This is a genomic window from Actinomadura sp. WMMA1423, from assembly GCF_006547145.1.
In the GTDB taxonomy this organism is placed as follows: Bacteria; Actinomycetota; Actinomycetes; order Streptosporangiales; family Streptosporangiaceae; genus Spirillospora.
The window spans coordinates 5,403,158-5,427,092 of the sequence record NZ_CP041244.1; the positions used below are offsets into that span (position 1 = coordinate 5,403,158).

General features: G+C 66.2%; 20 protein-coding genes and 1 pseudogene. 14 read left to right on the forward strand and 7 right to left on the reverse strand.

Features of this window, described 5'->3' with window-relative positions; translation table 11 throughout:
* Positions 1-202 precede the first annotated feature (202 nt).
* A complete protein-coding gene (locus FKD65_RS25135; protein ID WP_141579813.1) occupies positions 203-958 on the forward strand; it encodes an SDR family oxidoreductase in 756 nt (251 codons plus the stop codon).
* Positions 959-1,061: 103 nt separating this feature from the next.
* Here the strand turns inward: FKD65_RS25135 and FKD65_RS46665 are convergent, their stop codons facing one another.
* Together FKD65_RS46665 and FKD65_RS44410 are read right to left on the reverse strand one after the other, a co-directional pair.
* Positions 1,062-1,304, reverse strand: coding sequence for a DUF6411 family protein (locus FKD65_RS46665; RefSeq protein ID WP_141579814.1), 243 nt, complete (start codon positions 1,302-1,304; stop codon positions 1,062-1,064).
* 111 nt (positions 1,305-1,415) lie between these two features.
* Positions 1,416-1,589 (reverse strand): annotated as a pseudogene (locus FKD65_RS44410) (restriction endonuclease); the annotation flags it as partial.
* Between the two features lie 182 nt (positions 1,590-1,771).
* Between FKD65_RS44410 and FKD65_RS25145 the strand changes: the two are divergent.
* The 4 genes from FKD65_RS25145 to FKD65_RS25160 all read left to right on the forward strand — a co-directional run bounded on the left by FKD65_RS25145 (position 1,772) and on the right by FKD65_RS25160 (position 4,889).
* Positions 1,772-2,167 carry a hypothetical protein gene (locus FKD65_RS25145; RefSeq protein ID WP_141579815.1) on the forward strand — a complete coding sequence of 132 codons (396 nt, stop codon included), beginning with the start codon at positions 1,772-1,774 and terminating at the stop codon, positions 2,165-2,167.
* A 202-nt stretch (positions 2,168-2,369) separates the two neighbouring features.
* On the forward strand, positions 2,370-3,461 hold the full coding sequence (locus tag FKD65_RS25150; RefSeq protein ID WP_141579816.1) for a hypothetical protein: 1,092 nt from the start codon (positions 2,370-2,372) through the stop codon (positions 3,459-3,461).
* A gap of 139 nt (positions 3,462-3,600) precedes the next feature.
* Positions 3,601-4,380: a leucine-rich repeat domain-containing protein gene (locus FKD65_RS25155; RefSeq protein ID WP_168221179.1), complete on the forward strand. Its 780-nt coding sequence runs from the start codon at positions 3,601-3,603 to the stop codon at positions 4,378-4,380.
* 152 nt (positions 4,381-4,532) lie between these two features.
* Positions 4,533-4,889, forward strand: coding sequence for a PLAT/LH2 domain-containing protein (locus tag FKD65_RS25160; protein ID WP_168221180.1), 357 nt, complete (start codon positions 4,533-4,535; stop codon positions 4,887-4,889).
* A gap of 112 nt (positions 4,890-5,001) precedes the next feature.
* Here the strand turns inward: FKD65_RS25160 and FKD65_RS25165 are convergent, their stop codons facing one another.
* The gene (locus tag FKD65_RS25165; RefSeq protein WP_205718248.1) at positions 5,002-5,970 is read right to left on the reverse strand and encodes a nitrilase family protein; all 969 of its coding nucleotides are present in this window, start codon (positions 5,968-5,970) and stop codon (positions 5,002-5,004) included.
* 94 nt (positions 5,971-6,064) lie between these two features.
* Here FKD65_RS25165 and FKD65_RS25170 point away from each other — a divergent pair, with 94 nt between their 5' ends.
* Both FKD65_RS25170 and FKD65_RS25175 read left to right on the forward strand, forming a co-directional pair.
* Positions 6,065-6,940, forward strand: a complete 876-nt coding sequence (locus FKD65_RS25170; protein WP_141579820.1) for a LysR family transcriptional regulator — start codon at positions 6,065-6,067, stop codon at positions 6,938-6,940.
* Between the two features lie 91 nt (positions 6,941-7,031).
* Positions 7,032-7,274, forward strand: coding sequence for a hypothetical protein (locus FKD65_RS25175; protein WP_141579821.1), 243 nt, complete (start codon positions 7,032-7,034; stop codon positions 7,272-7,274).
* A 23-nt stretch (positions 7,275-7,297) separates the two neighbouring features.
* Here FKD65_RS25175 and FKD65_RS25180 read toward each other — a convergent pair whose 3' ends face one another.
* Positions 7,298-8,434, reverse strand: coding sequence for an IS630 family transposase (locus FKD65_RS25180; protein ID WP_141579822.1), 1,137 nt, complete (start codon positions 8,432-8,434; stop codon positions 7,298-7,300).
* A gap of 106 nt (positions 8,435-8,540) precedes the next feature.
* On the opposite strand from FKD65_RS25180, the gene FKD65_RS25185 reads away from it, so the two are divergent.
* Together FKD65_RS25185 and FKD65_RS25190 are read left to right on the forward strand one after the other, a co-directional pair.
* Complete coding sequence (locus FKD65_RS25185; RefSeq protein WP_141579823.1) at positions 8,541-8,876, forward strand: dienelactone hydrolase family protein; 336 nt, start codon at positions 8,541-8,543, stop codon at positions 8,874-8,876.
* Positions 8,877-9,212: 336 nt separating this feature from the next.
* On the forward strand, positions 9,213-10,556 hold the full coding sequence (locus FKD65_RS25190; RefSeq protein ID WP_141579824.1) for a site-specific integrase: 1,344 nt from the start codon (positions 9,213-9,215) through the stop codon (positions 10,554-10,556).
* 677 nt (positions 10,557-11,233) lie between these two features.
* Here the strand turns inward: FKD65_RS25190 and FKD65_RS25195 are convergent.
* Positions 11,234-15,823: a tetratricopeptide repeat protein gene (locus FKD65_RS25195; protein WP_141579825.1), complete on the reverse strand. Its 4,590-nt coding sequence runs from the start codon at positions 15,821-15,823 to the stop codon at positions 11,234-11,236.
* 194 nt (positions 15,824-16,017) lie between these two features.
* Between FKD65_RS25195 and FKD65_RS25200 the strand changes: the two genes are divergently transcribed.
* A protein-coding gene (locus FKD65_RS25200; RefSeq protein WP_240810296.1) for an IS5 family transposase occupies positions 16,018-16,814 on the forward strand; the annotation gives its coding sequence in 2 pieces (ribosomal slippage) (positions 16,018-16,360 and positions 16,360-16,814; 798 coding nt in all).
* A 161-nt stretch (positions 16,815-16,975) separates the two neighbouring features.
* The gene (locus tag FKD65_RS46670; RefSeq protein WP_368367276.1) at positions 16,976-17,215 is read left to right on the forward strand and encodes a tyrosine-type recombinase/integrase; all 240 of its coding nucleotides are present in this window, start codon (positions 16,976-16,978) and stop codon (positions 17,213-17,215) included.
* 128 nt (positions 17,216-17,343) lie between these two features.
* On the opposite strand, the gene FKD65_RS25210 is transcribed toward FKD65_RS46670, so the two are convergent.
* Together FKD65_RS25210 and FKD65_RS25215 are read right to left on the reverse strand one after the other, a co-directional pair.
* The gene (locus FKD65_RS25210) at positions 17,344-19,014 is read right to left on the reverse strand and encodes a hypothetical protein (RefSeq protein ID WP_141579826.1); all 1,671 of its coding nucleotides are present in this window, start codon (positions 19,012-19,014) and stop codon (positions 17,344-17,346) included.
* 390 nt (positions 19,015-19,404) lie between these two features.
* Entirely contained in the window at positions 19,405-20,910 is a 1,506-nt protein-coding gene (locus FKD65_RS25215) for a peptide deformylase (RefSeq protein WP_141579827.1), read from the reverse strand.
* Between the two features lie 127 nt (positions 20,911-21,037).
* Between FKD65_RS25215 and FKD65_RS25220 the strand changes: the two genes are divergently transcribed.
* From FKD65_RS25220 to FKD65_RS25230, 3 genes are read left to right on the forward strand one after another with little or no spacing between them, the layout of a single operon-like run.
* Positions 21,038-22,132, forward strand: coding sequence for a Gfo/Idh/MocA family protein (locus FKD65_RS25220; protein ID WP_141579828.1), 1,095 nt, complete (start codon positions 21,038-21,040; stop codon positions 22,130-22,132).
* A complete protein-coding gene (locus FKD65_RS25225; protein ID WP_168221181.1) occupies positions 22,129-23,346 on the forward strand; it encodes a DegT/DnrJ/EryC1/StrS aminotransferase family protein in 1,218 nt (405 codons plus the stop codon). Before FKD65_RS25220 ends, FKD65_RS25225 begins: the two co-directional genes overlap by 4 nt.
* Positions 23,343-23,765 (forward strand): NUDIX domain-containing protein, encoded by a 423-nt coding sequence (locus FKD65_RS25230; RefSeq protein WP_168221182.1) that lies wholly within the window; start codon positions 23,343-23,345, stop codon positions 23,763-23,765. The genes FKD65_RS25225 and FKD65_RS25230 overlap by 4 nt, the downstream gene beginning before the upstream one ends.
* Positions 23,766-23,935: the final 170 nt, after the last annotated feature.

A 23,935-nucleotide genomic window follows, 5' to 3' on the forward strand; every position in this document is an offset into this window, starting at 1 on the left:
GATCGATTCCGTCCTTACCTGTCATACCTGGTCGGACGGCATTTCGGCAGGGCGGACATCTCCTGCTCCCCGAGGGTGGTCGCTTTACCGTTCCGGGGGAACCCCAGTGACCAGGCCAGGGTCACACCCTGGTCCCCTCCAGGGCTCGTCCAGTGACAGTGGACTTGTACGTCGCGGCCGCTACGCAGAGAAGGGCTCCCACATGAAGATCGTCGTTATCGGCGGCACCGGCCTGATCGGGTCGAAGGTGATCGCCGACCTGGCCGCACTGGGCCACGAGGCGGTCCCCGCCGCACCGAACACCGGCGTCAACACCCTCACCGGCGAGGGGCTCGCGGAGGTCCTCACCGGCGCCTCGGTCGTGGTCGACGTGTCGAACTCCCCGTCCTTCGAGGACCAGGCCGTCCTGGACTTCTTCGAGACCTCGACCGGCAACCTGCTCGCCGCCGAGGAGAAGGCGGGCGTCGGACACCACGTCGCCCTGTCGATCGTCGGCGCGGAGCGCCCGCCGGAGCGCGGCTACTTCCGCGCGAAGATCGCGCAGGAGAGCCTGATCGAGAGGTCGCCGATCCCGTACTCGATCGTCCACGCGACGCAGTTCTTCGAGTTCACCAGGGCCATCGCCGACGAGGCCACCGCCGACGGCGAGGTCCGCATGGCCCCCGTCTTCTACCAGCCCATGGCGGGCGACGACGTCGCCGAGCAGGTCGCCCGCGTCGCGACCGCGGCCCCCGTGAACGGCCGCGTCGAGATCGCCGGTCCCGACCGCTACCGCATGGACGAGTTCTTCCGCGAGGCCCTGGCCGGGTGGGACGACCCCCGCGAGGTGGTCACCGATCCGGGGGCCCACTACTTCGGCGCTCCGCTGGAGGAGCACAGCCTCGTCCCGCTGGGCGATGCCACTCTCGGCCGGTACCACTACAACACCTGGCCCGGCCGCCTCCAGTCCCCGAAGTAGCCGCGCCATGCCCTGATCTGCCGCAGGCGCGGTGGGGGAAAGCGTCGCCGCCCGCCTTCCGGGAAGGCGGGCGGCGAAGGACGTTCATGGCTACGGCTCGGGGTTAGAACGGGGAGCGGCCGCGGGCGCGTCGTCCGGCCTCGCCACTGCGGCCGACGGCGCGCGAGGAGCTGCGGAACGGCTTGCTCAGCAGGCGCCCGAGCCCGCCGGGGGCGGAGGAACCCGCACGCGATCCCGCCCCGAGCACACGCTGGGTCCCCCGCTGCGGGTGCCGCGAGAGCCTCGGCAGCAGGAATGCGAGAACCAACAGAACCGCACAGACACCCACGATTGCGACAATAACCATGATCTCCGCCCTTTCGGTCGCTTCCGGTCGAGGGCGCTTTACCCGCACAAGACCGGGACATGCAGCCGCCCTTGCAAAGCCCCGTAGCGGCCTCCCGGCTCGGACTGGACCTCATGCCGCGCGGGCGGGGGAGCGGAACACCTTGCGGGTGTGCCAGGCGATGTGCTGTTCGTCCACGTCAGGGAAGGCGTTCTGCGGCGCGCTGACAGGACGTCCGACGAGGGCGTGGACCTGCGCGCGGGCGGCCGGACCACGTCCGACGAAATGCGCCGAAACGGTCACCTGAGCAGGAGCAGAGGCTTGTGCGGCGCCCGCTCCCCGCCCCGCGACCACCGGCGGACGCGCGTGACCCGTTCGACCCGGTCCACGTCCGCACCCACGGCTCGCCTGGGACGGCAATGCCGGGCGACTCGGTCTACGGTCGGTGCGTACGACGAGTTTCCGACCGTTCCGACCGAGGACGAACCGTGACCGCACGCGACGGAGTCCCGCGCAACCCAGTGACCCGCTGGCGGAACAGGCGCGCCGTCTCCCGGGTCCACGAGATCGACGTCCGGTGGCTGGAGGCCGAGGCGCTCTGGAAGACGGGGAAGTTCGCCGAGTACGCGGACATCCTCGAGGAGCTCGCCAAGGCCTACGGCCAGGAGACCCGGGTGATCGGCTGGCTGGACTCGGTGGTCAGCGCCCGGATCCGCCGGTGCGAGGCACTGGTCCGCTCCGGCCGGCCCGGCCTTGCCGAAGCCGAGGCGCGGGACATCGCCGCCAACCTGGCCGTCCTGGAGGGGCCGGACGGCCCGCAACAGCGGAAACTGCGCCGGCGGATGGACGCCGCCTATGACGGTGAGGAACTCCCGCACGACTGACCGTCGGTCGGCGCCGGGCGGCCCAGCGGGCCCGGCGCGGGCTCGTCCTCTTCGAGACAGGAATCTCATCGCCTGACGAACAGCGAGACCTCCCCACGGCGTCGATCGCTGACAGTTGCGAACAGAGCCGCTCATGTCGGCGTCTGAACGGCTTGGGGGATGCCGACGTTCGGTCCGGGAGGGGGCACCAGTGGCGCCGTTGATGACCTGGGATGAGTTCGGCGCCGCGCTGGCGGACACACTGGCGCGCCTGCCGGACGGCACGCTGCTGACGTTGCACGAGGTGAGACAGCCGATCGGCGGTGACTACGCCCAGATCTGGCAGGACTCCGACGGGCTGTACCTGTTCGCGGAGCTGGCCGGCAACAGGGACCGGGCGGCCGACCGCCAACTCTCGAGGGCGCAGCAGGACCAGCTCCGAGCGGCCGGCTGGTGGCCACTGGAGGACGATCCGGACGAGTCCTGGCGGGGGGAGACCTTCTGGCCGGCGACGACGGCGGAGACCCGGTACCTGGCCGAGCGAATCGTGGCGGGCTTCCGGGACGTCTTCCGGCTCGGATCGCCGACCGAACTGGCCTACCAGGCAAGCGTCGACACGGGGCACCGGGTCGAGCCGCTGCCGCTCCCGGAACTCGGCCTGGAGACCATCCGGATCCAGTACTTCGCGCGGCTCGGCCCGGCGGACCGGCCCGACCGTCCCAAGGGCCTGCTGAGGCGAATCCGGAGCGGCTCGGTGACGATCGACGAGGCGTTGCACCGGGACGGCCACTGGCGTCCGACCGACACCCTGGAATGGGCCGACATCGGTGAGATCGACGACGAGCTGGTACCGGTCAGGCCCGTGGAAGCCGACCAGGTCGTCCGCTGGTGGCGCAAGCTCGCCGCGCAGGCCGCCGAAGACGCGAAACTGCCACCGGGAACACCACGGATGCGCATGGCGGCGGCGGTGGACCAGGAACGGGACGCCTCCGGCAGAGCGGTGCCGCCGACCACCCGGATACACGACCGGGAACGCCCGGCGCTGGTGGCGTACCTGAGAGGGGCCCCCATGATCGCGGCCGCCTGGGGCTACGACCCAGACCCCTTCGACCCGGACCGAGCCGGGGTGGTGCCGTTGAACTTCCGCACCGACGGCGTGTGGGTGTGGTCGGAGTCTCTGGCCTACTTCGCCGAGCGCTACGGCATACCACCGGAACCGGACTTCCTCCGGCACATGGCGCAACGGAGCTACCGGCTGTCCGATGTGGACCAGGAAACTCTGGACAGGGCGGTGGCGTTCCTACGGCACGCATAACGGCGGCCGTGCGCCGGCCATGTGCTGGACCGGGAGGTCTCCGACCGGATCCGGGGACCGCGCTCGACCGAACCGACCGCGCGTCCGCTCAGTCGACGTCCGAACGAACGGAGGAGGGGCGATCACAGATTTCCACGAGATGCGACATCGCGTCCAGGAAGCGGCCGAGCATCATCCGACGGTATTGGACCTGAGCAGGCTCCGCCTGGAGATCGTGGCCGGGCCACTGGGTGATCTGGCGGATGTCACTCATCTGAACCTCGCGTACAACAGCCTGACCTCGCTACCGGAGTGGCTCGGCTATCTCACCGGCCTCCATCACCTGGACCTCACGCGCAACGGCTTGACCGTCCTGCCGGAGACGTTGGGCAACCTCACCCGCCTCACCCACCTGTACCTCGGCCAGAATCGGCTGACCGCCCTCCCGGAGAACCTGGGTGATCTCACCGCGCTCACCCATCTGCATCTCCACGAGAATCAACTGGCCCGATTGCCTGCGACCCTGGGAGACCTCAGCACCCTCACCCACCTGGTCCTGAGCTCGAACCGGCTGATCGAACTGCCGGATCGGCTGGGCGGCCTGACCGCCCTCACCCACCTGAACCTCAGTGGCTGCCGTCTGGGCGCGGTCCCCGAGTCGTTGGCCGACCTGCCCGCCCTGACGCACCTGGACCTGGACGGCAACCATCTCACCGAGCTGCCCGAATGGCTGGGCGACCTCACCGCCCTCACTCACCTGGACCTGCAGTACAACTTTCTCCCAGAACTGCCCGAGTGGGTGGACGAGTTGCCTGCCCTGACCGACCTGAAGTTCCGGAGTCCCCCCGAATGCCTGACCGGCGAGCTGGACTTCCGGGCCCTGACCCGAGGGCCGTCTGACCCGGGGCCTGCCCACCTCGAGGAGGGAGGGCGTCAATAGCGGTGACGATGTCCCCGCCCGCGAGTCGTCAGTGTCCGTGCGGATACAAGAAGTCGCCCAGAGCTTCGTTTGTGACGGGTGAGCCAGAGGGCAGATCGGTTACGCAAAGTGTTCGCGTGAACACTGATCTTCAATATTCAAGGGAGCCCCCCATGGCCCGTTACGAGATCACGGTGGAGACCGGCAACGTCGAGAACGCCGGCACCGATGCCAACGTCCACATCACCCTCTACGGTTCGCTCGCGTCCGCGGGCCCGGTCAACCTGGACGACAGCAGGGACAACTTCGAGCAAGGCGCCACCGACCACTTCACGGTGGACCTGACCGACGTAGGCCGACTGGAGACCATCGTCATCGGCCACGACAACTCCGGGAACAAGTCCGGATGGTTCCTGAACCGGGTCACCGTCACCAAGGGCGGCGACACCGCGGAGTTCAGCGCCTACCGCTGGCTCGCCACCGACGAGAACGACGGCCGAATCGAGGTACGCCTGACCCGCCAGAGGTGACCGAAGGCAAGGCTTCCGGTCTTCCAAGCACGACGGGCGGACGCGGGCTCCCCGCGCCCGCCCAGGGGACGGCGCCGCTGAGGTGAACCGTCCCCCCGGGCCGCCTCCAAGCTCATCCCAGCCGGTGGAGCTGCACGGGCTCGTCTGAGAAGCGGGCGCCGCGAGGATCGCGTTCGTCGCCGAAGTCGTGGGTGAGGATGTCGTAGAGCGCGGGTCGCCGCCCCTGAATCCAGCGGCGGCCCGTCGACATGGGCAGCAGGCCGAGATCGAGATCGGCGACCACCATGGCGTCCTCGGCGGCCCAGGTCTCGGACAGGATCCTGCCGTACGGGTCGAGAATCATCGCGTTGCCGGTGCGCACCTCGTCGTCGTCCTCCCCCACACCGTTACTGAACAGGAGGAAGAGGCCGTTGTCATGAGCGCGGGAAGGGAGCCAGCGCAGCAGCCATTCCCGCCCGTTCGGCCCCTGCAGTTCGGCCTCGATCGCCGGGCGATCGCGATCCCGCTCACGCCACAGCTCCACGGGGATCGGGCGCATGCCATGTGGACTGCGGGAATCCGTGCCACCCGTCTGGTGAGGCGCGACGAGGACCCCCGCGCCGAGCAGCGCAGTGGCCCGAACGTTCTCGACCAGGTTGTTGTCCCAGCAGATGAGGATCCCCATGCGCACGCCCCACGGGGTGTCGAACACGGTGAAGCGGTCGCCGCTCGAAATCGCCTCGTGCTCGAACGCATGCAGTTTCCGGTGCACATGAACGCCCCCATCCGGCAGGCACATGGCGTAGGAGTTGAACAGGCGCCCGTGGGCGCTCTCTAGGAAACCAACGCCCACGGCCATGCCGAACTCGGCCGCCAGCCCTCGCACCCGCTCCACGGACGGCCCGCCCACCGGCTCGGCGAGCTCCCGGAGCCGGTCGGCCGTCTGCCGACGAAGGTGCCAGTAGCCCAGCAGGCACATCTCGGGAAAGACCACCGCCTGCGCTCCGCCCTCGGCCGCCCGCGCCGTGAAGTGCTCGATTCTGGCCAGGTTGTAGGCCTTGTCGTCGGGCCTGTGCTCGAACTGAACGGTCGCACAACGCACGGTTCCTCCTCGTCGCCTCTGAGCGCTCCCCACTGAACCCCCGCAGCACGAATTCGTCCAATGAATCCTCAGATCGATGACATAACCTCAAGGAATGGAAATCCGCCTGCTCCGCGCCTTCCTGACGGTCGTCGAGCATCGCGCCTTCGGCCGTGCGGCGCAGGCGTCCTCCCTGACCCAGCCGGCCCTGACCAAGCAGATCCAGACACTGGAGGCGCAGGTCGGGGGACGCTTGTTCCATCGGGGACGGCACGGCGCCACGCTCACCGACCTCGGAACGATCCTTCTGCCCGAGGCAAGGGATCTGGTCCGCCGGACAGACGCCGTGGCCGCCCGCATGAACCGCATGGCGCGCGGCGAGGTCGGACGGCTGGCGGTGGGTTTCGGCATGTCGAGCATCGAACTCGCACCACGTGCGGTGGCCGTCTTCAGACAGCGCTACCCGGACGCGGACATCACCCTGGACGACATGTCCTCACCCACCCAGCTGGAGCGGCTCACAACGGGCGAGTTGGACGTGGGCTTCGTCCGACTCCCGGTCGACGAGCAGTGGGGACACCTGCCCCTCCAGTCCGACCGCCTCGCGATCGCCACGACAGGCGATTCGCCGCCCCAGAACGCAGACGCTCTCGCCCAGTGGACGAAAGAACGCCCGTTCGTCGGCCTGACGCACGCAAAGGGCCCAGGCCTGGCGAAGCAGATCGAGGGCCTGCACACCCACCTCGGACTGCAAACAGAAATGGTGCAGGAAGCACATGACCTCCAGACCGTCCTCGCCCTGGTGGCAGCAGGCATCGGCGCCGCGCTCGTCCCCCTCAGCGCAGCTTCGATCGCCCCGTCACAAGTGAGCCTCACAGCGGTGAACCACGACGCCGCAGCTTGGCAGGTCGGAACCGTGTGGAAGCGGGGGGCTCGCAATCCACTGACCGCCAACTTCGTAACGATCGCACGAGAACTGACCACCCGGTAGACGAGGCCAGGTCCCCTCCGATCAGGGGCTGACCATGCCGAACCCGCAAGCGCTGCGGCGCCGTCCGGGCACCGCAGCAAGAAGGAGCGACATGGCTGAAGTGCTGGTTTTCCACCACGGACACGGGCGGACAGCCGGCGTCCTTGAGTTCGCCGAGCAGCTGCGACGGTCCGGACACACCGTCCACGTCCCGGACCTGTTCGAGGGACAGATATTCGACAGCCTCGAGAAGGGCATGAACTACGCCGAGAGCATCGGGTTCGGCACGGTCATCGCGCGTGGAACCGCCGCCGCCGAGAGGTCCCCTGCAGAACTGGTCTACCTAGCGCGGTGACCGCGAACGTTCACCGGGTCTGGTCAGGCGGCCTTGTGGCGGGGGCGTCCCCAGCGTTGCTGGCGTCCCCAGCGTTGCTGGCGTTCGCTGCGGACGCGGGCGCGTTCGCGGCGTTGGGCGGCCAGCACGTCGGGGTGGCGTGCGTTGGTGTTGCGCCAGCGCAGGTAGGCCTGGATCTCCCAAGCGAGCACGGTGTGGTTGGGATGGTTGGAGCCCGCCATCACGAAGGTGCGCAGTGGCCCGAACTGCGCCTCGATCGGGTTGGCCCACGAGGCGTAGGTCGGGGTGAGGCACAACTCGACGTTGTTGCGTGCCGCCCACGCCCTGATCTGCGGGGTCTTGTTCGCTGACAGGTTGTCGCAGATGACGTAGATCGGTGCGCCGTCCGGGCGGGCGGCGCGGATGGACTTCAGCGCGGCCAGGGTGTTGGCGCCGCTCTTGCGGCGGCGGGTGACGCCCCACAGGGTGTCATCGCCCAGCGAGTAGCAGCCGTGGAAGTACCGGACCCCGTGGGTGCGCCGGTAGGTGCCCGGCAACCGCTCCGGCCGCCCGCGCTCGGCCCAGCCGGCGCCGTGGCAGGGCCGGATCGACAGCGGCCCGAACTGGTCGAAGGCGAAGCACCGGTCCGCAAACCGGGTCGTGACCTCCTCGATGCGGTCCAGCTTGGCCTCGAAGTCGGGGTCATTGGAGGTCTTCCAGGTGCGGGTGCGCTGGAAGGTGACCCCATGGGCGTGCAGGAACTGCCGCAGCCGCTCGCGTCCGATCCGGATCTTGCGCTCGCTGTGAGTGGCGAGGTGGTCGGCGAGTTTGCGGAGGCTCCAGCAGGTGAACGGGCGCCCGAGCTTGGCCGGGCGCGTTCGGGCCGTCTCGATGATGAACGCGATGTCATCATCGCTGATCAGGCGGGGACGGCCTCCCGCCCAGTTAGGGTCCAGGCAGGCCAGCCCCCGCTCGTTGAAGTCATGAATCACATCCCGCACGGTGTCTTCGTGGGCGGCGACCAGGCGGGCGATCGCCGGGGCCGGCGTCCCCGCCGACGACGCCTGGATGATCATCGCCCGGCGGACCCGGATCGACTCGTGCTTGCCCCGCCGGATGATCTGCTGCAGCCGGCGTCCCTCGTCCTCGGTCAACCGCCGTGCTCTGACCGGCTCTGCCACCAGCCCGCCTCTCCCTCGATAACGACCCGTCGTCAACGAGGGTGAAGCCGATCAACCTCCCCGTCCCGGACCCTGCCCGGCGTGTCACCCAACCCGGTGAACGTTCGTGGTCAACGCACTAGGCTTCTCGCTCGGTGTCCTGCCGGCGCAGAAGCTGGCCCAGACCCGCCCCGGCGCGAAGGGCACGTTGCTACTGGAAGCATGCCTCCCAGTCACGGAGTTCGCCGCCACCTGGCCCGACGGGGTTCCGGCTCAGGTCCCCGGCATGGACGCGGACCCGTTCTTTGCGATGGAGGGCGACGTGGACGCAGCCCGGGCGCTAGTCAAGACCACGGCGGACGCCGAACTGTTCCTCTACCCGGGCGACAGGCACCTGTTCACCGACAGCAGCCTGCCGTCCTACGACGAACACGCCGCAACTCAGGTTACCGATCGACGCTGACCTTCCTGGACCGCATCAAATAACCAGCCGTTTCAACGAAACCGCCAAGGCCGCAGAAGATACGTTCCAACCTCCGCTCCCCCGACAGTACGCCTCATCCGAAATAAGCAGTGGCGATGGCCTGCAGACTGGATCAATCGGCAGTATTTGAACCCGCGACCTCGTCATCCCGAACTCCAAATCATGGCCATTTGGGGGTCATGCAGGTAAAGCTGATTCGCGTTAAAATCCCAGGTGGACGGCGGGTTCCGGTGTCAGGCGCTCACGGACGAGGATGACCGGTTCGCCACCGTCCACGGACAAATCACGGACGGATGATCATGGGGAGATCGCCTCGTGGGATACGCGAAGAAGCGCAAAGGCAACAACGGAAAGTACCGCTACACGGCCTGCTACGTCGACATCAAGGGCCGCCTGCGGTCAGCCGGGACATACTCCAACAAAAGAGAAGCCGACAAGGCATGGCAGCGAGCCGAGGTCGAGGTCTCCAGAGGCCGAACCGGCGACCCGGGCCGCGGAAAGCAACGGTTCAAGGATTACGTCGAGCAGGTCTGGCTCCCGAACCACGAGGTCGAGGCCACCACCCGTGAGGGCTACACGTACGCGATCTACAAGCACATCATGCCGACGTTCGGCTCGATGCGGATGATCGACATCCTCCCCGAGCACGTCCGCGCGTGGATCACGGCCCTCAAGAACCAGGGCATGAAGCCCGTGACCATCCGCTACAACAAGATCATCCTCAGCGCCATCTTCACCACGGCGATGGACGACCAGGTCACCTTCATCCACCCTTGCCGCGGAGTCCGCACGCCCCCGGTCGTCCGCAAGCCCCTTGAGATCATCACGCCGGAGCAGTTCGACGACGTCTACAACGCCCTCCCCGAAGGCACCTTCCGCCTCCTCGCCGAAACCGAGGTCGAGAGCGGCCTCCGCTGGGGCGAACTCAGCGAACTGCGCGTGAAGGACATCAACCTCAGAACCCGAATCCTCACGGTCAGCCGCACCGTCGTCGAGCTGAACCCGCAGTTCCACCCGGAAGGCCGCCACTTCCTCGTCAAGGACTACCCGAAGGACAAGGAGTACCGCCGCTTCAAGCTCAGCACCCAGATCACCGAGAAGCTCGAGGACCACATCCAAACCGCCAACCTGACCCGGGACGACCTCCTCTTCCAGATGCCACCCCAGGACAAGCCCCGAGCCCGCATCACCGAGATCCCAGACCCGGAGACGCTCGGCTGTACGGAACCCAACGAGAAGGGCCGCACCTACAACCACGGCACGCTCAGCGGCTACACCGCCGGCCGCTGCCGCTGCGACTACTGCCGAGGCGCCTTCTCCCTCTACCGGGCCGCCCGCCGCGCGAAAGGCAAGGACAACCCCCGCCCCCGCCGCGTCCGCGAAACCGACGGCCACATCCCCAACGACTGGTTCCGCCGCAACATCTGGAACCCCGCCCTGGCCGCCGCCGGCCTCAACTTCAAACCCACCATGCGCGACCTACGCCACGCCCACGCCTCCTGGCTCCTCAACGGCGGCGCCGACCTCCAGGTGGTGAAGGAACGCCTAGGCCACGCCTCCATCGCCACAACCGAGCGCTACCTACACACCCTCCCCGACGCCGACGAAACCGCCCTCGAAGCCCTAGCCAGAACTCGGAGCAGGTCAGGCACTCGATAGCCGCGACAGCTGCACGCCAGCGAACTCACGCGCCCAGAACCACGGGGGTATCTCTCAATTCAAGAGAGATACCCCCGCGCCTCCTGATGGCCGTCCCGCTCCGGTCGTCGTGTGTGGCGTCGATCACGCACACTGTGCATCAACGCACGACATGCCGATGACCGGACGTTCGCCGAGACCGGCGGACAAACGGCCGTCTCGGTGCCTCCAGTCGAGGTCGGGGTCCTGTCGTCAGTACGCCAACATGTCGTTCCGGGCCGACGATGGCATGGATGGTCTGCCAGACGCCCTTCACCGACCTCGCCGCGCCGCCCGCAAGGCCTTGTGGGCGTTCCGAGGGGAGCCCACCAACAGCGTCGGTACCCCGCGCAGGCGGAGCTGAGTGGGCGGCTTGAGATTTCGGCGTGACGACGCCATTAAATTTGGGGCGCATAAACCGATTCGCGGCGATCAACTAATAGTCCTAGAGAGTAGAGCCGTCCACCTCCGGAACTTGCTACACGGTATCCATGCTGGTCGGGCCTTGCGTGGCCGACGTCCGAAGGAGCGAAGACCTGGCATCACGCGTACTGCGCGTGACGAGCGCAGCAGAAACGGCGCACAACACAGAATTCGCCCTGGAAGAACCGGCCACAGAAGCGCATCTTTGCGTGCTGCCTAGAGAAGCGGCCCGGCTCTCAATTCGGTGTCTTCCTGCCGCAGCAGTGCTTGAACTTGCGTCCCTTGCGTCTCATGCATGGGCAGCGGCTGTTGCGGCTGGGTCTCGTCACTGTGAGGGGAACCACGGCTCCGATCACGTTTCCCGCAGAGATCGCCTTGGTGAGGTAGGAGTTGTCTTCGGCCGCCATGCCCTGCAGATTCCTCCCGATCAGGACGATCAGGGTGCCTTCGACCGCCTTGCGATACCAGCGGGGCAGAAAGTCGAGAGGCATCCTCACCAGTTCCTCTCCATGAGGGTCGGTCAACGCCAGGACGTGGTTCTTGAGATGCGCCCGGACGCTGCTGCCTGCATGCGCTGGCAGTTCAGCGAGGCCCGCGGAGTGGCTGCCTTTCCCGAGCGCAGCCTGGAGGTCCATAAAGCCGTCTTGCCGGAAGCGGTCGAGAACTAGGTCATGGAGGTTTCCGTCCTCGGTGAATCCCCAGCCTCCGTAGCAGTCGATGATGATCCCGGCTGTGTCACCGCCGAATATGATGCACTCTGTCTCCATGTTGATCTCTGGGTCACTAGGAGCCCTCCCCTTGAGCTGGATCACCCTTGATTTCCCGCAGTGCGGGTGCTCCAACCGCACGATGAGGTGCTCGGCTGCTGGATGGAGAAGAAGGATGAGTTCGGCTCTTCCCTGCTCGTCGATGGCGAGGTTGCAGGCAAGGCAGCTCTGCCGAGAGTTGCTCAGGCGCCCGATCATTTTTTGTACGTCGATTCCGGCGAGGCCGCGCCGAACTTCGGCCGAAACGGAAATCGTACGACCGTTGGTCGAAACTGGCTGCTCGATGATTGGAGTGGCTTCGGGGTCAGAGGAGTGCAGGGAGCTGATCAGTGAATTCCAGGCTTCCAAGGTCCGCTTGTTGATCGGCTTGTCATCGCCTAGCAGCTCACCGATCCTGCGCAGATGCGGATTGCTTTCTGGGTTTTCGTGTATGTAGAGCTTGAGTAGGAGCAGCAGCGCCGCCGCAGTGTCGCTCCAGTCACCGAGTTGCTGGTAGAGGTCGAAAGCTTGGCGGGCGTGGTCGCGGGAAGCTTCGTTTTGGTTGAGGCCCCGGTAGGATCGCGCAAGGTTTAGCAGACATGTTGCGCGAAGGGCGTGGTCGCCGAGTGATTCGGCGATGGTGAGTGCGGCGCGGAGCTCAGTAAGTGCCAGCTCGTTGGCGTCCGAGCACAGATAGTGGATCCCAAGGTTGGCGTGCAGAGTCGCTTTGAGCGCCTGCATGCCCAACTGCTCGGCTAGGGGGAGCAGCGCTGTCATGGCCGTAGCGGCCCGCTCTTCCTCGCCGTTCTTGAGCCGGGATACCGCGGCCATGGCCCGGGCGGTCAAGAGAACTTGTACATCGCTGAGTTCCGCGGCGGCCTCGGCGGCCTTCTCGTACTGATCGAGGGCCTGGGCATCGTCGTGGTTCCGAGCGTGCACATTGGCCAGAGCCATCCGACAGGTGAGGACGGCTCTCCTATCGCCCGCCCGTTGGACCTGTTCAAGCGCCCTGGTGGCTGCCGACTCAGCCTCCCGGTGCAGCCCCCGGCGTGAGTAGAGAACCGAGAGTGATCTAAGTGCCTGAGACTTCGTCCCCGAGGAGACCTCCCCCTCAGGCAGGGTGGCGATGGGTTCCAACTCTCTGGCCCCTGCCTGCCAACGGCCTGAGACGACCAAGGCTTCCCCAAGCGCTGCACGCGCTGAGTACAGGGCACCCTTGTCCTCCGTTCCCTGCAACAAGCCAACCGCCTCGGTAAGGGCCGTGACGGCCTCCCGATACTTACCCTGGTGGCGTAGGAACTGGGCGCGCTCCCGGAGGACATGTGCTTCAACAAGCCGGTTGTCGGTGAGGCTCGCCATCGCACGCGCGTCAGCGAAACAGACTTCCGCCTCCTCGACTTGCCCGATGCCACCATGAAGAGTGCCCAGACTCGCCGCTGCTTGGGCCGCTGTCTGGTGCTCACCGATGTCGGTTGCAAGGCGGGCACAATCAGCGAAGTGCTCGACGGCTTGCTGGAGCTCCGCTCGTTCGGTGGCCTGTTGGCCAAGCCGCAGCAGCGCACGGATCTCTCCGTGGACATCCCCCATCCCCCGGTAGACGACCAGAGCAGCCTCGAGAAGCTGAGCGGGAACACCGGCCGGACGCTCTTGCTCGGGGATATTCGCGAGCTCCATTAGCGCTATGGCTTCCCCTGCCCGGTCGCCGATAGCCCGCGCTCGGGCGAGGTCCCCGAGGATCACCTGCGCGGCCTCTGCCAGGCGGCCGCTGCGGCGTAGCACTACAGCGAGTGTCTGGTGGCCGTGAAGGCTGGGATGATCTGCGGCTTCGCGAAGCCTTCTGCTGTCGCGCAAGTACCGTTCGGCACGATCAAGTCTGCCAGCAATGAGATTGGCCTGACCGAGGTTCTCCAAGGCGTGTGAGAGCATCTCTCGATCATTGATTGAACGCCAGAATCGCAGCCCGCAGCGGATATGAGGGATTGCCTCGCTTCCTCTCCCGAGGTTGATCAGAAAGGTGCCGAGCGACAGCCGAGCCATGAAGTAGTGAAACGGATCCTTTGCGCCCCGGGCGGTCTCGGCACTGCGCACGAGAAGGCTGGAGGCCTCTTTGGTGGCGCCGAGATGGGCCGCGGTCAAGCCGAGGTTATGTAGCGCCGTTGCGGTCCATTCGGAGTTTTCAGTCGCGGAGCCGGCTTGCAGAAGGCACCGGAAGAGCCTTTCTATCTCCCTCCAGTGGCCGCCCAGCCGCAGAGAGGGCGTGGCCGTGGCGGCGATGAGAGCGACTGGGCCCCAGAGACCATGGTGACTTGCCTCCTCGGCCAGAGCGATACATCCGGGACGGTCGGCGTTAAGTTGGCGCAGCGCTTCCTCATTGCTCTGCGCGGGGATGCTGGCTTCCTTGTCGACGAAGCCGATCGACCTCGTCGCAGAGTTCGCACGTGCCGCCATCATCTGTGACGCCCGTTGGATTACTTCTTCCCGACGTTGGGGCGTCGCCGAGGCCGACTTGAGACGGGCGAAACGGTGCAGGATCTCGTGAAGAACGAACCGATCTTGCTCCACCTGCTCGATGAGACTGAGCTCGAACAGTGAGTCCAGCAGGTCGAACACGCTCTGGATGCGGGTCTCGTCGAGCTCGTCGGGTCCAACCGTCATGGCCGTAACGATGTCCGTGGTGACGGACATGTAGGGCAGCATTCCGAGCGTCATGAAGAGATCAGCCTGCTCGGCGTCCAGCGCGGCGAAGCTGCTCTCCAGCACAGGTTCCAACGCTGTCTGCCCGGCTCTTAGTGCCCGGACTCCACGTTCGGGATTGGTGATATCCGTGAGGAAAGGGTCGATGACGGCCTTCGGTCTACGTGCCAGATAGGCCGCGGCTACGTGCAGTGCGAGGGGGTGACCCGCACAGGCTTCGACGAGCGCCGCTACTTGTTCGTCGGTGAGGCGTTCCGGGCCACTGACGGCCTTGACGAGTTCTGCCCCGTCCCGGGCGGGCAGCTGGCCGAGCTCGATGAAGGTAATGAGCCCTGTGAGGCCGCTGAGCTTGGCGCGACTGGTGCAGACCAAGGCGAACGGTCCGTCCATCCGAAGGATCTCCATCAGAGAGTCTTCCGAATAGACGTCGTCCACGAGAATAAGGATTCTGCTGCGGGAGAGCAACGAACGGAGAGCCATGACCTGACGTGCACGGCCCTCGGGCGGTGCCTCGCCTGGTCGCAGGGTCCGCAGGAGTATCGGCACCAAGTCGACTTGGCCGCTGTCAGTAGCCCAGAGTGAGAGGTCGACGTGGAACTGCCCATCTGGATAGCAGCTTGCTACCTGTCGGCTGAGGTGCAGGGCGAGCGCACTCTTGCCAATGCCCGGTGCCCCGGTCACCGCAACGGCCGGCCGTTCAACTCCGTCCTGATGTCGGAGCCGCCGCTCACCTTCAGCGAGTTCCGCCTCGCGCCCGATCAGGGTACGCATCTCCGACGGCAGTCCCGGGCTCCCTGAGGCAAACGACCGTTCGGCCTCGACTCGCTCAATGTGGTCATGTAGGCATGCAATAACGTCACCTGGAAGCACAGCATCGGCATTGGCGTGCCGGATGCCCTCATAGCCGTCGAGCAGCCCACAGATCTTCTTGTAGTGCCAGACTTGCCAACCCCGTAACCCAAGGCCAAGGTCGCGTACATACCGGCGGATCGCCTTATCGACCCGATCGATCCCTCCCGTGCCTGGAACCGCAGACAGAATGACGTTGGTCGTGATGAGCAAGTACTCAGGCACCCGCCCCTGCGTCACCCGGCGCGATCGCGGATCGGCCCAGGCGCGCAACTCTGCCCCGATCTGTTCGATCAACCAGCTGGCGTCATTGCTCCGCTCTGGACGCTTGCGAAACTTCGCCTGCAAGATCCCATAGCCGCGCCAAGGTTCTTCAGGGTCGGGAAAGTGAGTGAGGTTCTCGAACGACGCCTCACGGCCGCCGTCCGGCCCGTCGCCGAAAATCTCTACGGACGCTCCCAAGACCTGCAGTGCAAGTGCTTGGGAGAGCTCTTCGAACCGCTGTGGGCCGAGGCCTGTGAGCTCGTAGTCGGACACGCCGAGATGATGACACGTGGCACCGACATTTTATGGTATGGCGCGCGCATGTGGAGATGTACGTGCGATGGCTACAGGAGACCGCCGGTTTCGACCCTCGACCATGTCTCGACGGCTGTTGAGGGTGGCAGACCCACCTGCGTATTTAGACGTCATCTCATTTGGATTGGTGGCAGTAGCCTACGGTCGTGGAGATGGTCGAGCGGCTGGTGCCAGAGGAGTTGTGGGAGCTGTTCCAGCGGGTGGTGCCGCCCGCTCCGACGCGGCCGCAGGGCGGTGGCAGGCGTCGGCACGGAGATCGTGAGGTGCTGGCGGCAATCATCTTTGTGGCGACCACCGGTTGTACATGGCAGCAGTTGCCGCCGGTGTTCGGGCCGTCGGGCCCGACCGCGCACCGGCGCTTCACCGAGTGGACGGCCGCGCGGGTGTGGGCCAAGCTGCACCGCCTGGTGCTGGACGAGCTGGGTGCGCGCGGCGAGCTCGACTGGTCGCGGTGCGCGATCGACTCCGTCAGCGTCCGCGCGAGCAAAGGGGGGAGCTGACGGGCCCGAATCCTGTCGACCGCGGCAAACGTGGGTCGAAGATCCATCTGCTGGTCGATCGTGCCGGACTGCCGCTGTCTGTCGGGATCTCGGCGGCCAACACCCACGACAAGCTCGCTCTGGAGCCGCTGGTGCGGGGCATCGCGCCGATCCGCTCCCGGCGCGGGCCGCGCCGGCGCCGCCCGGCAAAACTGCACGGCGACAAAGGCTACGACTACACCGACCTGCGGCGCTGGCTACGCGGGCGAGGCATCACCCCGCGCATCGCGCGCCGCGGCATCGAGTCCTCCGACCGGCTCGGACGGCACCGCTGGGTGGTGGAACGGACGGTGTCCTGGCTGAGCGGCTGCCGCCGCCTGCACCGCCGCTACGAACGCAAGCCCGAACACTTCCTGGCCTTCGTCGGCATCGCCGCCACACTCATCTGCCACCGCCGACTAGCCAAATGAGATGACGCCTTAACGGGATCCCCGAGCACCCGCCCACCGCAGAGCCATCGACCGCGCCACCGTTGGTCGAACCGGCGGACCGATCCTGCTCAACACCCGCGGAGCTCGGATGGATCGGCACGCCGTCACCCGCCGCCTGCGCTGGCTCGCCGCCGCATCCGTTGTCCGGTTGCCAGCGGGCGCACCCCCACATGCTCCGCCACACATTCGTGACCACCATGCTCGACGCGGGTCTCGATCAGCGCGACGTGCAGATCGCCGCCCGCCACGCAGACCCGCACCATGTGTTACGCCCGAGCCCACAACAACCTCGACCGCCACCCCAACTACATCCTCGCCGCCTAAATGGCCTCTGGCCGGAACCAAGGTCCGCAGACTGGAACGCGCTGGTCTGTCGATGACCCGCCGTATCGAAGGCTAATACGCAGGCCTGCTGTTCTCGAACAGTGACGCCAGCTCCTCTGTTTCGTTTTCTGCGGCCTCTGCAAGTACCCACTCACTGAGGCGTAAATCGCTCCACCGGAACTGGCTACGGGTGCCGCGGGTCGGGGGTTTTGAAGTCTGGCTCACCGAAATCAAAACCCCGCAGACCTAGACCAAGATTGAGGAGCTGCTCAACCTCGGCTTCGTGGGTCGCTTCATCAACGAGCGTGATGGTCTGACGGAAACTCTCCGCTAGCTCATTCCCAGCGGCTTGCAACCGTGCGATCACTTCGAAGGCAAGGAGCCGGAAGACATTATCCAGAGCTGCTCCTCGGCCCAGATAAAGACGAAGGGATTCTTCCGTCTCTGGATCTTGCATCTCGGAGAGGAGTTGACGCGCCCCGGACCTGCGGCTCCTCAACTCCAAATGAGAGAACTCGCCCATAGACCGGTTCAGAACGCCAGCGCGTCGCCACCCCGCCAAGTCGATCCATCGGGACGGAGACACGAGACCCGGAGCGTTTTCTAGGTTTGCCGCCTTGAGGGGGCGCAGTCGCCACGCCCTCGCCCTGCATGTTTGCTCCAGCACTGTCCGCATGCACACGAGTGAAATATCGGTGTCTTCTAGCCAGAAGCGCCAAGCTGATCGAGCTGCCGAAGCGGCTACCAAAAGGGCGGTCCGTTCGGCGCCCGAGGACCATTCAGCGACTACGTGACTGGCCTCCGAGATCGCAATGAAGCGAAAGATTCGCGTCGCCAGTCCAGCCGGACTGAAGTCTTCTCCCAACTTCTCATGCGTCTGCTCGAAAGCCCTGAGCGCACCATCAACAGCTCGTCCGCGGCGCTCGAGGATCGCTCGCTCGACGGTTCCGGCCGCTAGTCCGCGCTGTAGGTGTGCTGCTGACGACCGTTGGGCGACCTCGCGACGGTACGTCCTCGCGTCTTGGGCGATCTTCTGCATATCCGGTGCGACGACGGTGCTGAAGTCAAGCGGGCGCAGTGCACGGAGAGCATTTGGACCGAGGTCTGGTTGCAGCCTCAACTTCGGTCGTGCTGTCAGGTAGACCTGTAGGTCCGTACGCTTGCGGTCACGAGCAACTAGGCAGCCCACGCCAGATGCTGGGTAGAGCGCGAGGTCGAGGAGTTCAGCATACAACTCGGCCGCTTTGACGGTGGAGTCCGGTACGGTGACGCTGCCTCGCAGTGGATCGCTGGACTCGATGTCCCATGCGATAGCGTCGAGTACATCACCCCGTCCGTGGAGCCATTGGGACAGTCTTGCCCATGCCTGTCCGACGTCAATCTGGCACGAGGGGATCTCCTGCCAGACCCTGCCGATATAGTCGGCGCGGCTCTCATTCTCGCTCTGAGTCAGGCCGTGATGCCCTGCGATGTTGATTGTCCAGCGCTCGGTCTGCTGCCGCACGATGGCGGCCGGCCCGAGAACGTCTCCCATCCGAATACCGCGCGTGACCTCTACGATCTGATCTACGACCCAGTGGACATGGTCGATGACACCGCGGTCGTACATATCTGGATGTTCCCACCACGTTGCCCCGAGTTGGACGAGCGCGACGTCAAAGATCGGAGCACGAGCCGTCACTTCCCAGAGCTTCTCAGGCACGAGGTCCGGTCGACGTGAAGCAGCGGTGATGCGGGCCTTATGGCGCACCATCAGAAAAGACAGCCAGAAATCCCATCCGTACTTCCGAAGAGCGGCCTTCATACTCGCCGGATCAGGCCGCACACGCTGGGCATCGGTGAACGAGCGGGACATCTGTCGGCGGAAGGCACGTCCTGCCCGCCGCCCAGCGGGCCCTTTTGATTGCACGGACCTATCATGCCCAGACACGTTGTTCCCGGCGACTGGATTTCGCGTAACTTCAGGCCCAGGGCGCGCGCCCGACGGAGCTCCTCGCCCCGACCGGGGCGTCAACGTTCGCTCCGCGCTGCCATCGCATGGGAAATGGGTAGCCAGGAAGAACGTGCGCAATGGATCGCAGAGGCGGGAGACCCAGACGCAACTCGACGAGAAGCCGTAGACATCTGGCCGAGATGATGCCATCACGGGGCTGATGACTTCGAGGTCCTCAGCCTGCACCGAACCCTCGCCCGGTGCGACGAGCTGGCTACCCCGACCGAGTGAGTGAGTGAGTGAGGTAAGCGTTCAGCGGTAGGACCATGACTGACCAGTTCCGCGGTAGTCCTCGACGGGGATCGGGTGGACGCCCTCGCGCATCCGGTCGGTGTAGAGATGCCCGTACAGGTGGTCGATTTCGTGCCCGGCCAAGCGAGCGAGCGCGGCGTTCAGGACGACGATCACCGACTGCCCGTCCAGACGGGTATGAGTGACTTCCAGCCGGAGCGGACGGGGCACCAGGCCGCGCACGTCGAAGAAGCTGAGGCACCCCTCGTACTGCTCGTCGGTCTCGGACGATGCGTTGATCACGCGGGGGTTGAGCAGCACGAGCGGCTCAGCGTCGGGATCGGGTGGGGCGATGACAGCGGCGGCGCGGTCGATGCCGATCTGTGGTGCGGCCAGCCCCATGCCCTTGCCGAACACGTGATGTTCGCGGACTCGCTGCATCGCGGCGAACAACCGGTCGATGACATCGCGGGCCTCAGCGGCTTCGGTGGGTAGAACGAACGGGCGGGCCGTCGTGGCCAGGATCGGTTCGCCACGTTGGACGATGCCAGCGGCTTTCATGCGATCGCTGGCGGTGCGTAGTTCGAGACGTGGCTGGTCGGCATCGTCGTCGCGGGCGCGGAACCGCCATTCCAGCCGGTAGCGAGCGCCCATCGGCGGGTCCTGGGTCGCCCACGAGAACATGAGCCGATCCCCGTCCTCGGTGCGGGTGATGGGGGTACGTAGGGGGACGGCTTCTGCAGTGGTGGAAGTTTCGGTGCCCCATACCACCGGGTCCAGCTCGGCGGGGAACACCAGCTCGACCGACAGGCGACGTGTGGGTAGGCGGACGGCGCGCTGGAACCATGGGCCCCACCGCCCGTCATCGACCTGGTAGCCATACTCGATGGTCGAGTGCTGGCCGGGGTAGAGGGGGAAGCGTCCGCGGTCGTTGTCCAGGCACAGCCACGCCTCTTTGAACGAGTCACGATCTTGCTTGGGTCGCCACTTCATGGGTTCGCCATCGCAGGCCGCGGTCAGTACGAGTTCGTCCCAGGTGAGCGGGCGGGCCCGATACAAGGCATTGGACTGGTCGGGACGGCCGGGGTAGCGGTCGACGCTGATGCGGATCAGGTAGCGGGTGACAGGTTCGGCGCCGCCGTTGAACAGCCGGCGCCGCTGCATCGGCCGGTAGGTCGTCCCGTCGTATTCCAACCGGGCATGGTCCTCCTCCACGACCAGACCCTCGACGTTGCTCGCGCCAGCACTGGTGCTGGCGGCGCGGGTCGGCCCGTCGGCTCGCCACGCCTGCCACAAGGAACCATCCGCGCTGAGCACGCCGTCGGCCTTACGGGCGAAGTCCTCACTGGCTGGATGGCGTCCAGCCTCAACATGGCTGACGTAGGACGGGTCGAAGCCCATCGCCGCCGCCAATTTCTTCTTCGACATCGCGCGGTGTTCGCGCCACCAGGTCAAAGCGTCGCCGAACGGAGGCGTCCCCTCGGCGGAGGCGGTCGCTGGATCATCGGCGGAGTGCTGAACGCCCATGTCCTAATCATCTCTTCAATTCAGGCTGAGCGAATGAATGAACCGTGAATGAGGTCCCGTCAGCGTGGCCTCACAGACCGTATCGAGGGTTACCTCCCTGGTGACGACAACCTCGAGGAGGCTCTCGATGACTCGCTTGGCTCCCCCCGACTCGCCAGTCGCCGATCAGGGTTGGCGGCTCCTGATCGTCGGCGCCGGTCAGCGCACCGTTGATGTGCTGCTGCCGGCGCTGCACCGGGCCATGCCGACCGCGCGGGTCGCAGCTATCTGTGATCCCGATCCCGCCGTCGCCGTCCGGATCGCGGGGCTGACACAAGCAGGGCGGCTGGTCGATGACGTCTCGGTGTTCGCCGAACTGGACCGAGCTCTGGCCGCAGGCCCGTACCAGGTCGCGATCCTGGCCTGTCCGCACGACCTGCACCAAGAGGCGACATTACGGCTGACCGACGCGCACATCGCGGTGTGGAAGGAGAAGCCCTACGCCCTCACGCTTCAGCAGGCCGCCCAGCTGGCACCCCGCAATGTGCGAGTGCTGGCGCATCGTCCACACGGGCAGCTGCTGCAGATCGCTACCGACCGGATGGCGGCCTGGGGACGGCTACTGTCATACCGAATCCGGATCACCCGTCCTACCGGCGACTACACCGGCACTTGGCGTGCCTCGGCTGAACGCGCGGGCGGTGGCGCCATCTGCGACCTGGGCTACCACGCCTTCGACCTGATCAGCCGCCTCACCGGAGGGCCCTCCGCGCGACCGGCCACCGTATACGCGGTCACCACCGGCTCCCCGGTGCACCGGCCCGCCGTTGAGGTGGAGGAGAGCGCCCACCTGACCATCACTCACGCCGACGGATGCGCAGGCACCGTGCACCTCTCGCGCTGCGAAGAGCGCGCCGACGAGATCGACCTGGTCGCCGAGCAAGGACGCATCACGATCTCGGGCGACCAGGCGGTGCTTCGCATCACCACTCCGGCCGGACGAACCCACCATGCCGAGGTAACAGCCGCCGACGACGATCCGTGGGCGGCGATGCTGTGCCACCACGCCCAGACCCTCAGCGACACAGCGGTCACCGCCGCCGAGGCCCGCATCGGCATCGCTGCGACCGCACTGATGGAGGCGGCCTACGCCTCGGTGCGGCTGGGCCGTCCCGCCCATGTGGCCTCCTGCGCCGGCGCTGCTCCGGCGACCGTCCCCACCCTGGAAGAGCGCGCATCATGACCGCCACGTGGCCACCCATCGACGCCGAGGTCTCCGCCGCGGTCACCCGGCAACTGCACACGACCGTTTCCATCTACGACCGGTCAGGGATCATCGCCCGGTTCGAGGACGCGTTCGCCGCCCGTCACAACGCCTCGCATGCGTTGCTGACCTCATCAGGCACCGCCGCGCTGCATTCGGCCTACTACGCGCTCGGCCTCGGCCCGGGCGACGAGGCGATCGTGCAGGGCTACACCTTCTTCGCCACCGCAACCCCACTGCTCCAACTGGGTGCCGTCCCGGTCCTGGCCGACGTCGACATCCACGGCGAACTCGACCTCGGACGCGCGGCCGAACTGCTCACGGACCGCACCAAAGCCGTGGTCATCACGCACATGTGGGGCAACCCACAGAACACCCGCCGGCTGCGTGACTGGTGCGATGCGCGCGGGCTGGCGCTGGTGGAGGACTGCTCCCACGCCCACGGCGCCACCCGCGACGGCGTCAGCGTTGGTGAACTCGCTGACGCCGCCTGCTGGAGCCTTCAGGGCCGCAAGACCATCACCGCAGGCGAGGGCGGCATCCTGATCACCCCGCACCGCGAGGTCTACGAAAAGGCCACACTCCTTGGCCACTTCAACAAACGTGCCCTGGCCGAGGTGAGAACCGAGTCGCCGCTGTACCGGTTCGCCGAGACCGGACTCGGACTCAAATACCGGGCGCATCCCCTCGGGCTGGCGATGGCGGAGGTCTACCTGCGACGCCTGGACGACTGGCTACTCGCTCGCCAAAGCCACGCCGCCCGTCTGGAGAATTTCCTGGCCGGACGAGCCGGCATCAGCGTGCTCACCCCAACAGGCCCCGACCGAACCGCTACCTTCTACGCTTTCGTGTTCACCATCGACCCACACGCTGCCGGGTTCTCCCGCGAGGATCTTCTCCGCGCTCTCCGGCAGTGCGGATACGGCGAGATCAGCACCTGCGACGCGATGCGGCCGCTGCACACCTACCCCGTCTTCGCCGCGCCCAGATCACCGGTCACCGTCTACAAGACGTCATGTCTCCGCTGCGAACCGCACGTCGCCGAACGCCTGGCCGCCACCTCGCTACTGATCAACGTTCCCGCCGAGGATGGACCGGCCGGACACGCCTTCATCGACACCGCGATCAACATCCTCGACCGAGCCCTCAACGCCCTCGCCGCGCCGCCTGGCCGGACTACCCTGCCAGCGTGACCACCGCATCCGGGCTCGACATCCAGCGACTCCACGCCGACGCCGACCACGACGGCATCACCAAACTCGTGGTCGGCGCCATCGTTCATGCCGATGACCAGGTGCTCATCCTGCGCCGCTCCGCTGAGGACACGTTCATGGCCGGCATCGAAGAACTTCCTTCAGGCGGCGTCGAGTCAGGCGAGAACCTGCTCACCGCACTGGAGCGCGAACTCGCTGAGGAAATTGGCTGGACCGGACAACTCGTCCTCGATCCCGGCTTCGTTACTCACTTCGACTACACCTCTGGATCCGGTCGCAAAGCTCGCCAGTACACGTTCGGCGTGCCCCACCACGGCCAGTCCATCGTTCTGAGCACCGAGCACACCGCCTATCGATGGCTCCGCCTCGCCGACCTGAACGGACTCCGACGTCACTGAAGAGACCGCTCGAGCAATCCTGGAGTGGACCGCCTCATGCTCCTGGCGGCAAAGCAGCACGAAAGTCCGGCGAGATTGAGCGCGAGCAGGGCGCACCTATGCGTTCCTCGCCATCGACGGCGCCGAGGACACCTCCACGGTTGAGGACCGACGGATGTATGCCGACAACA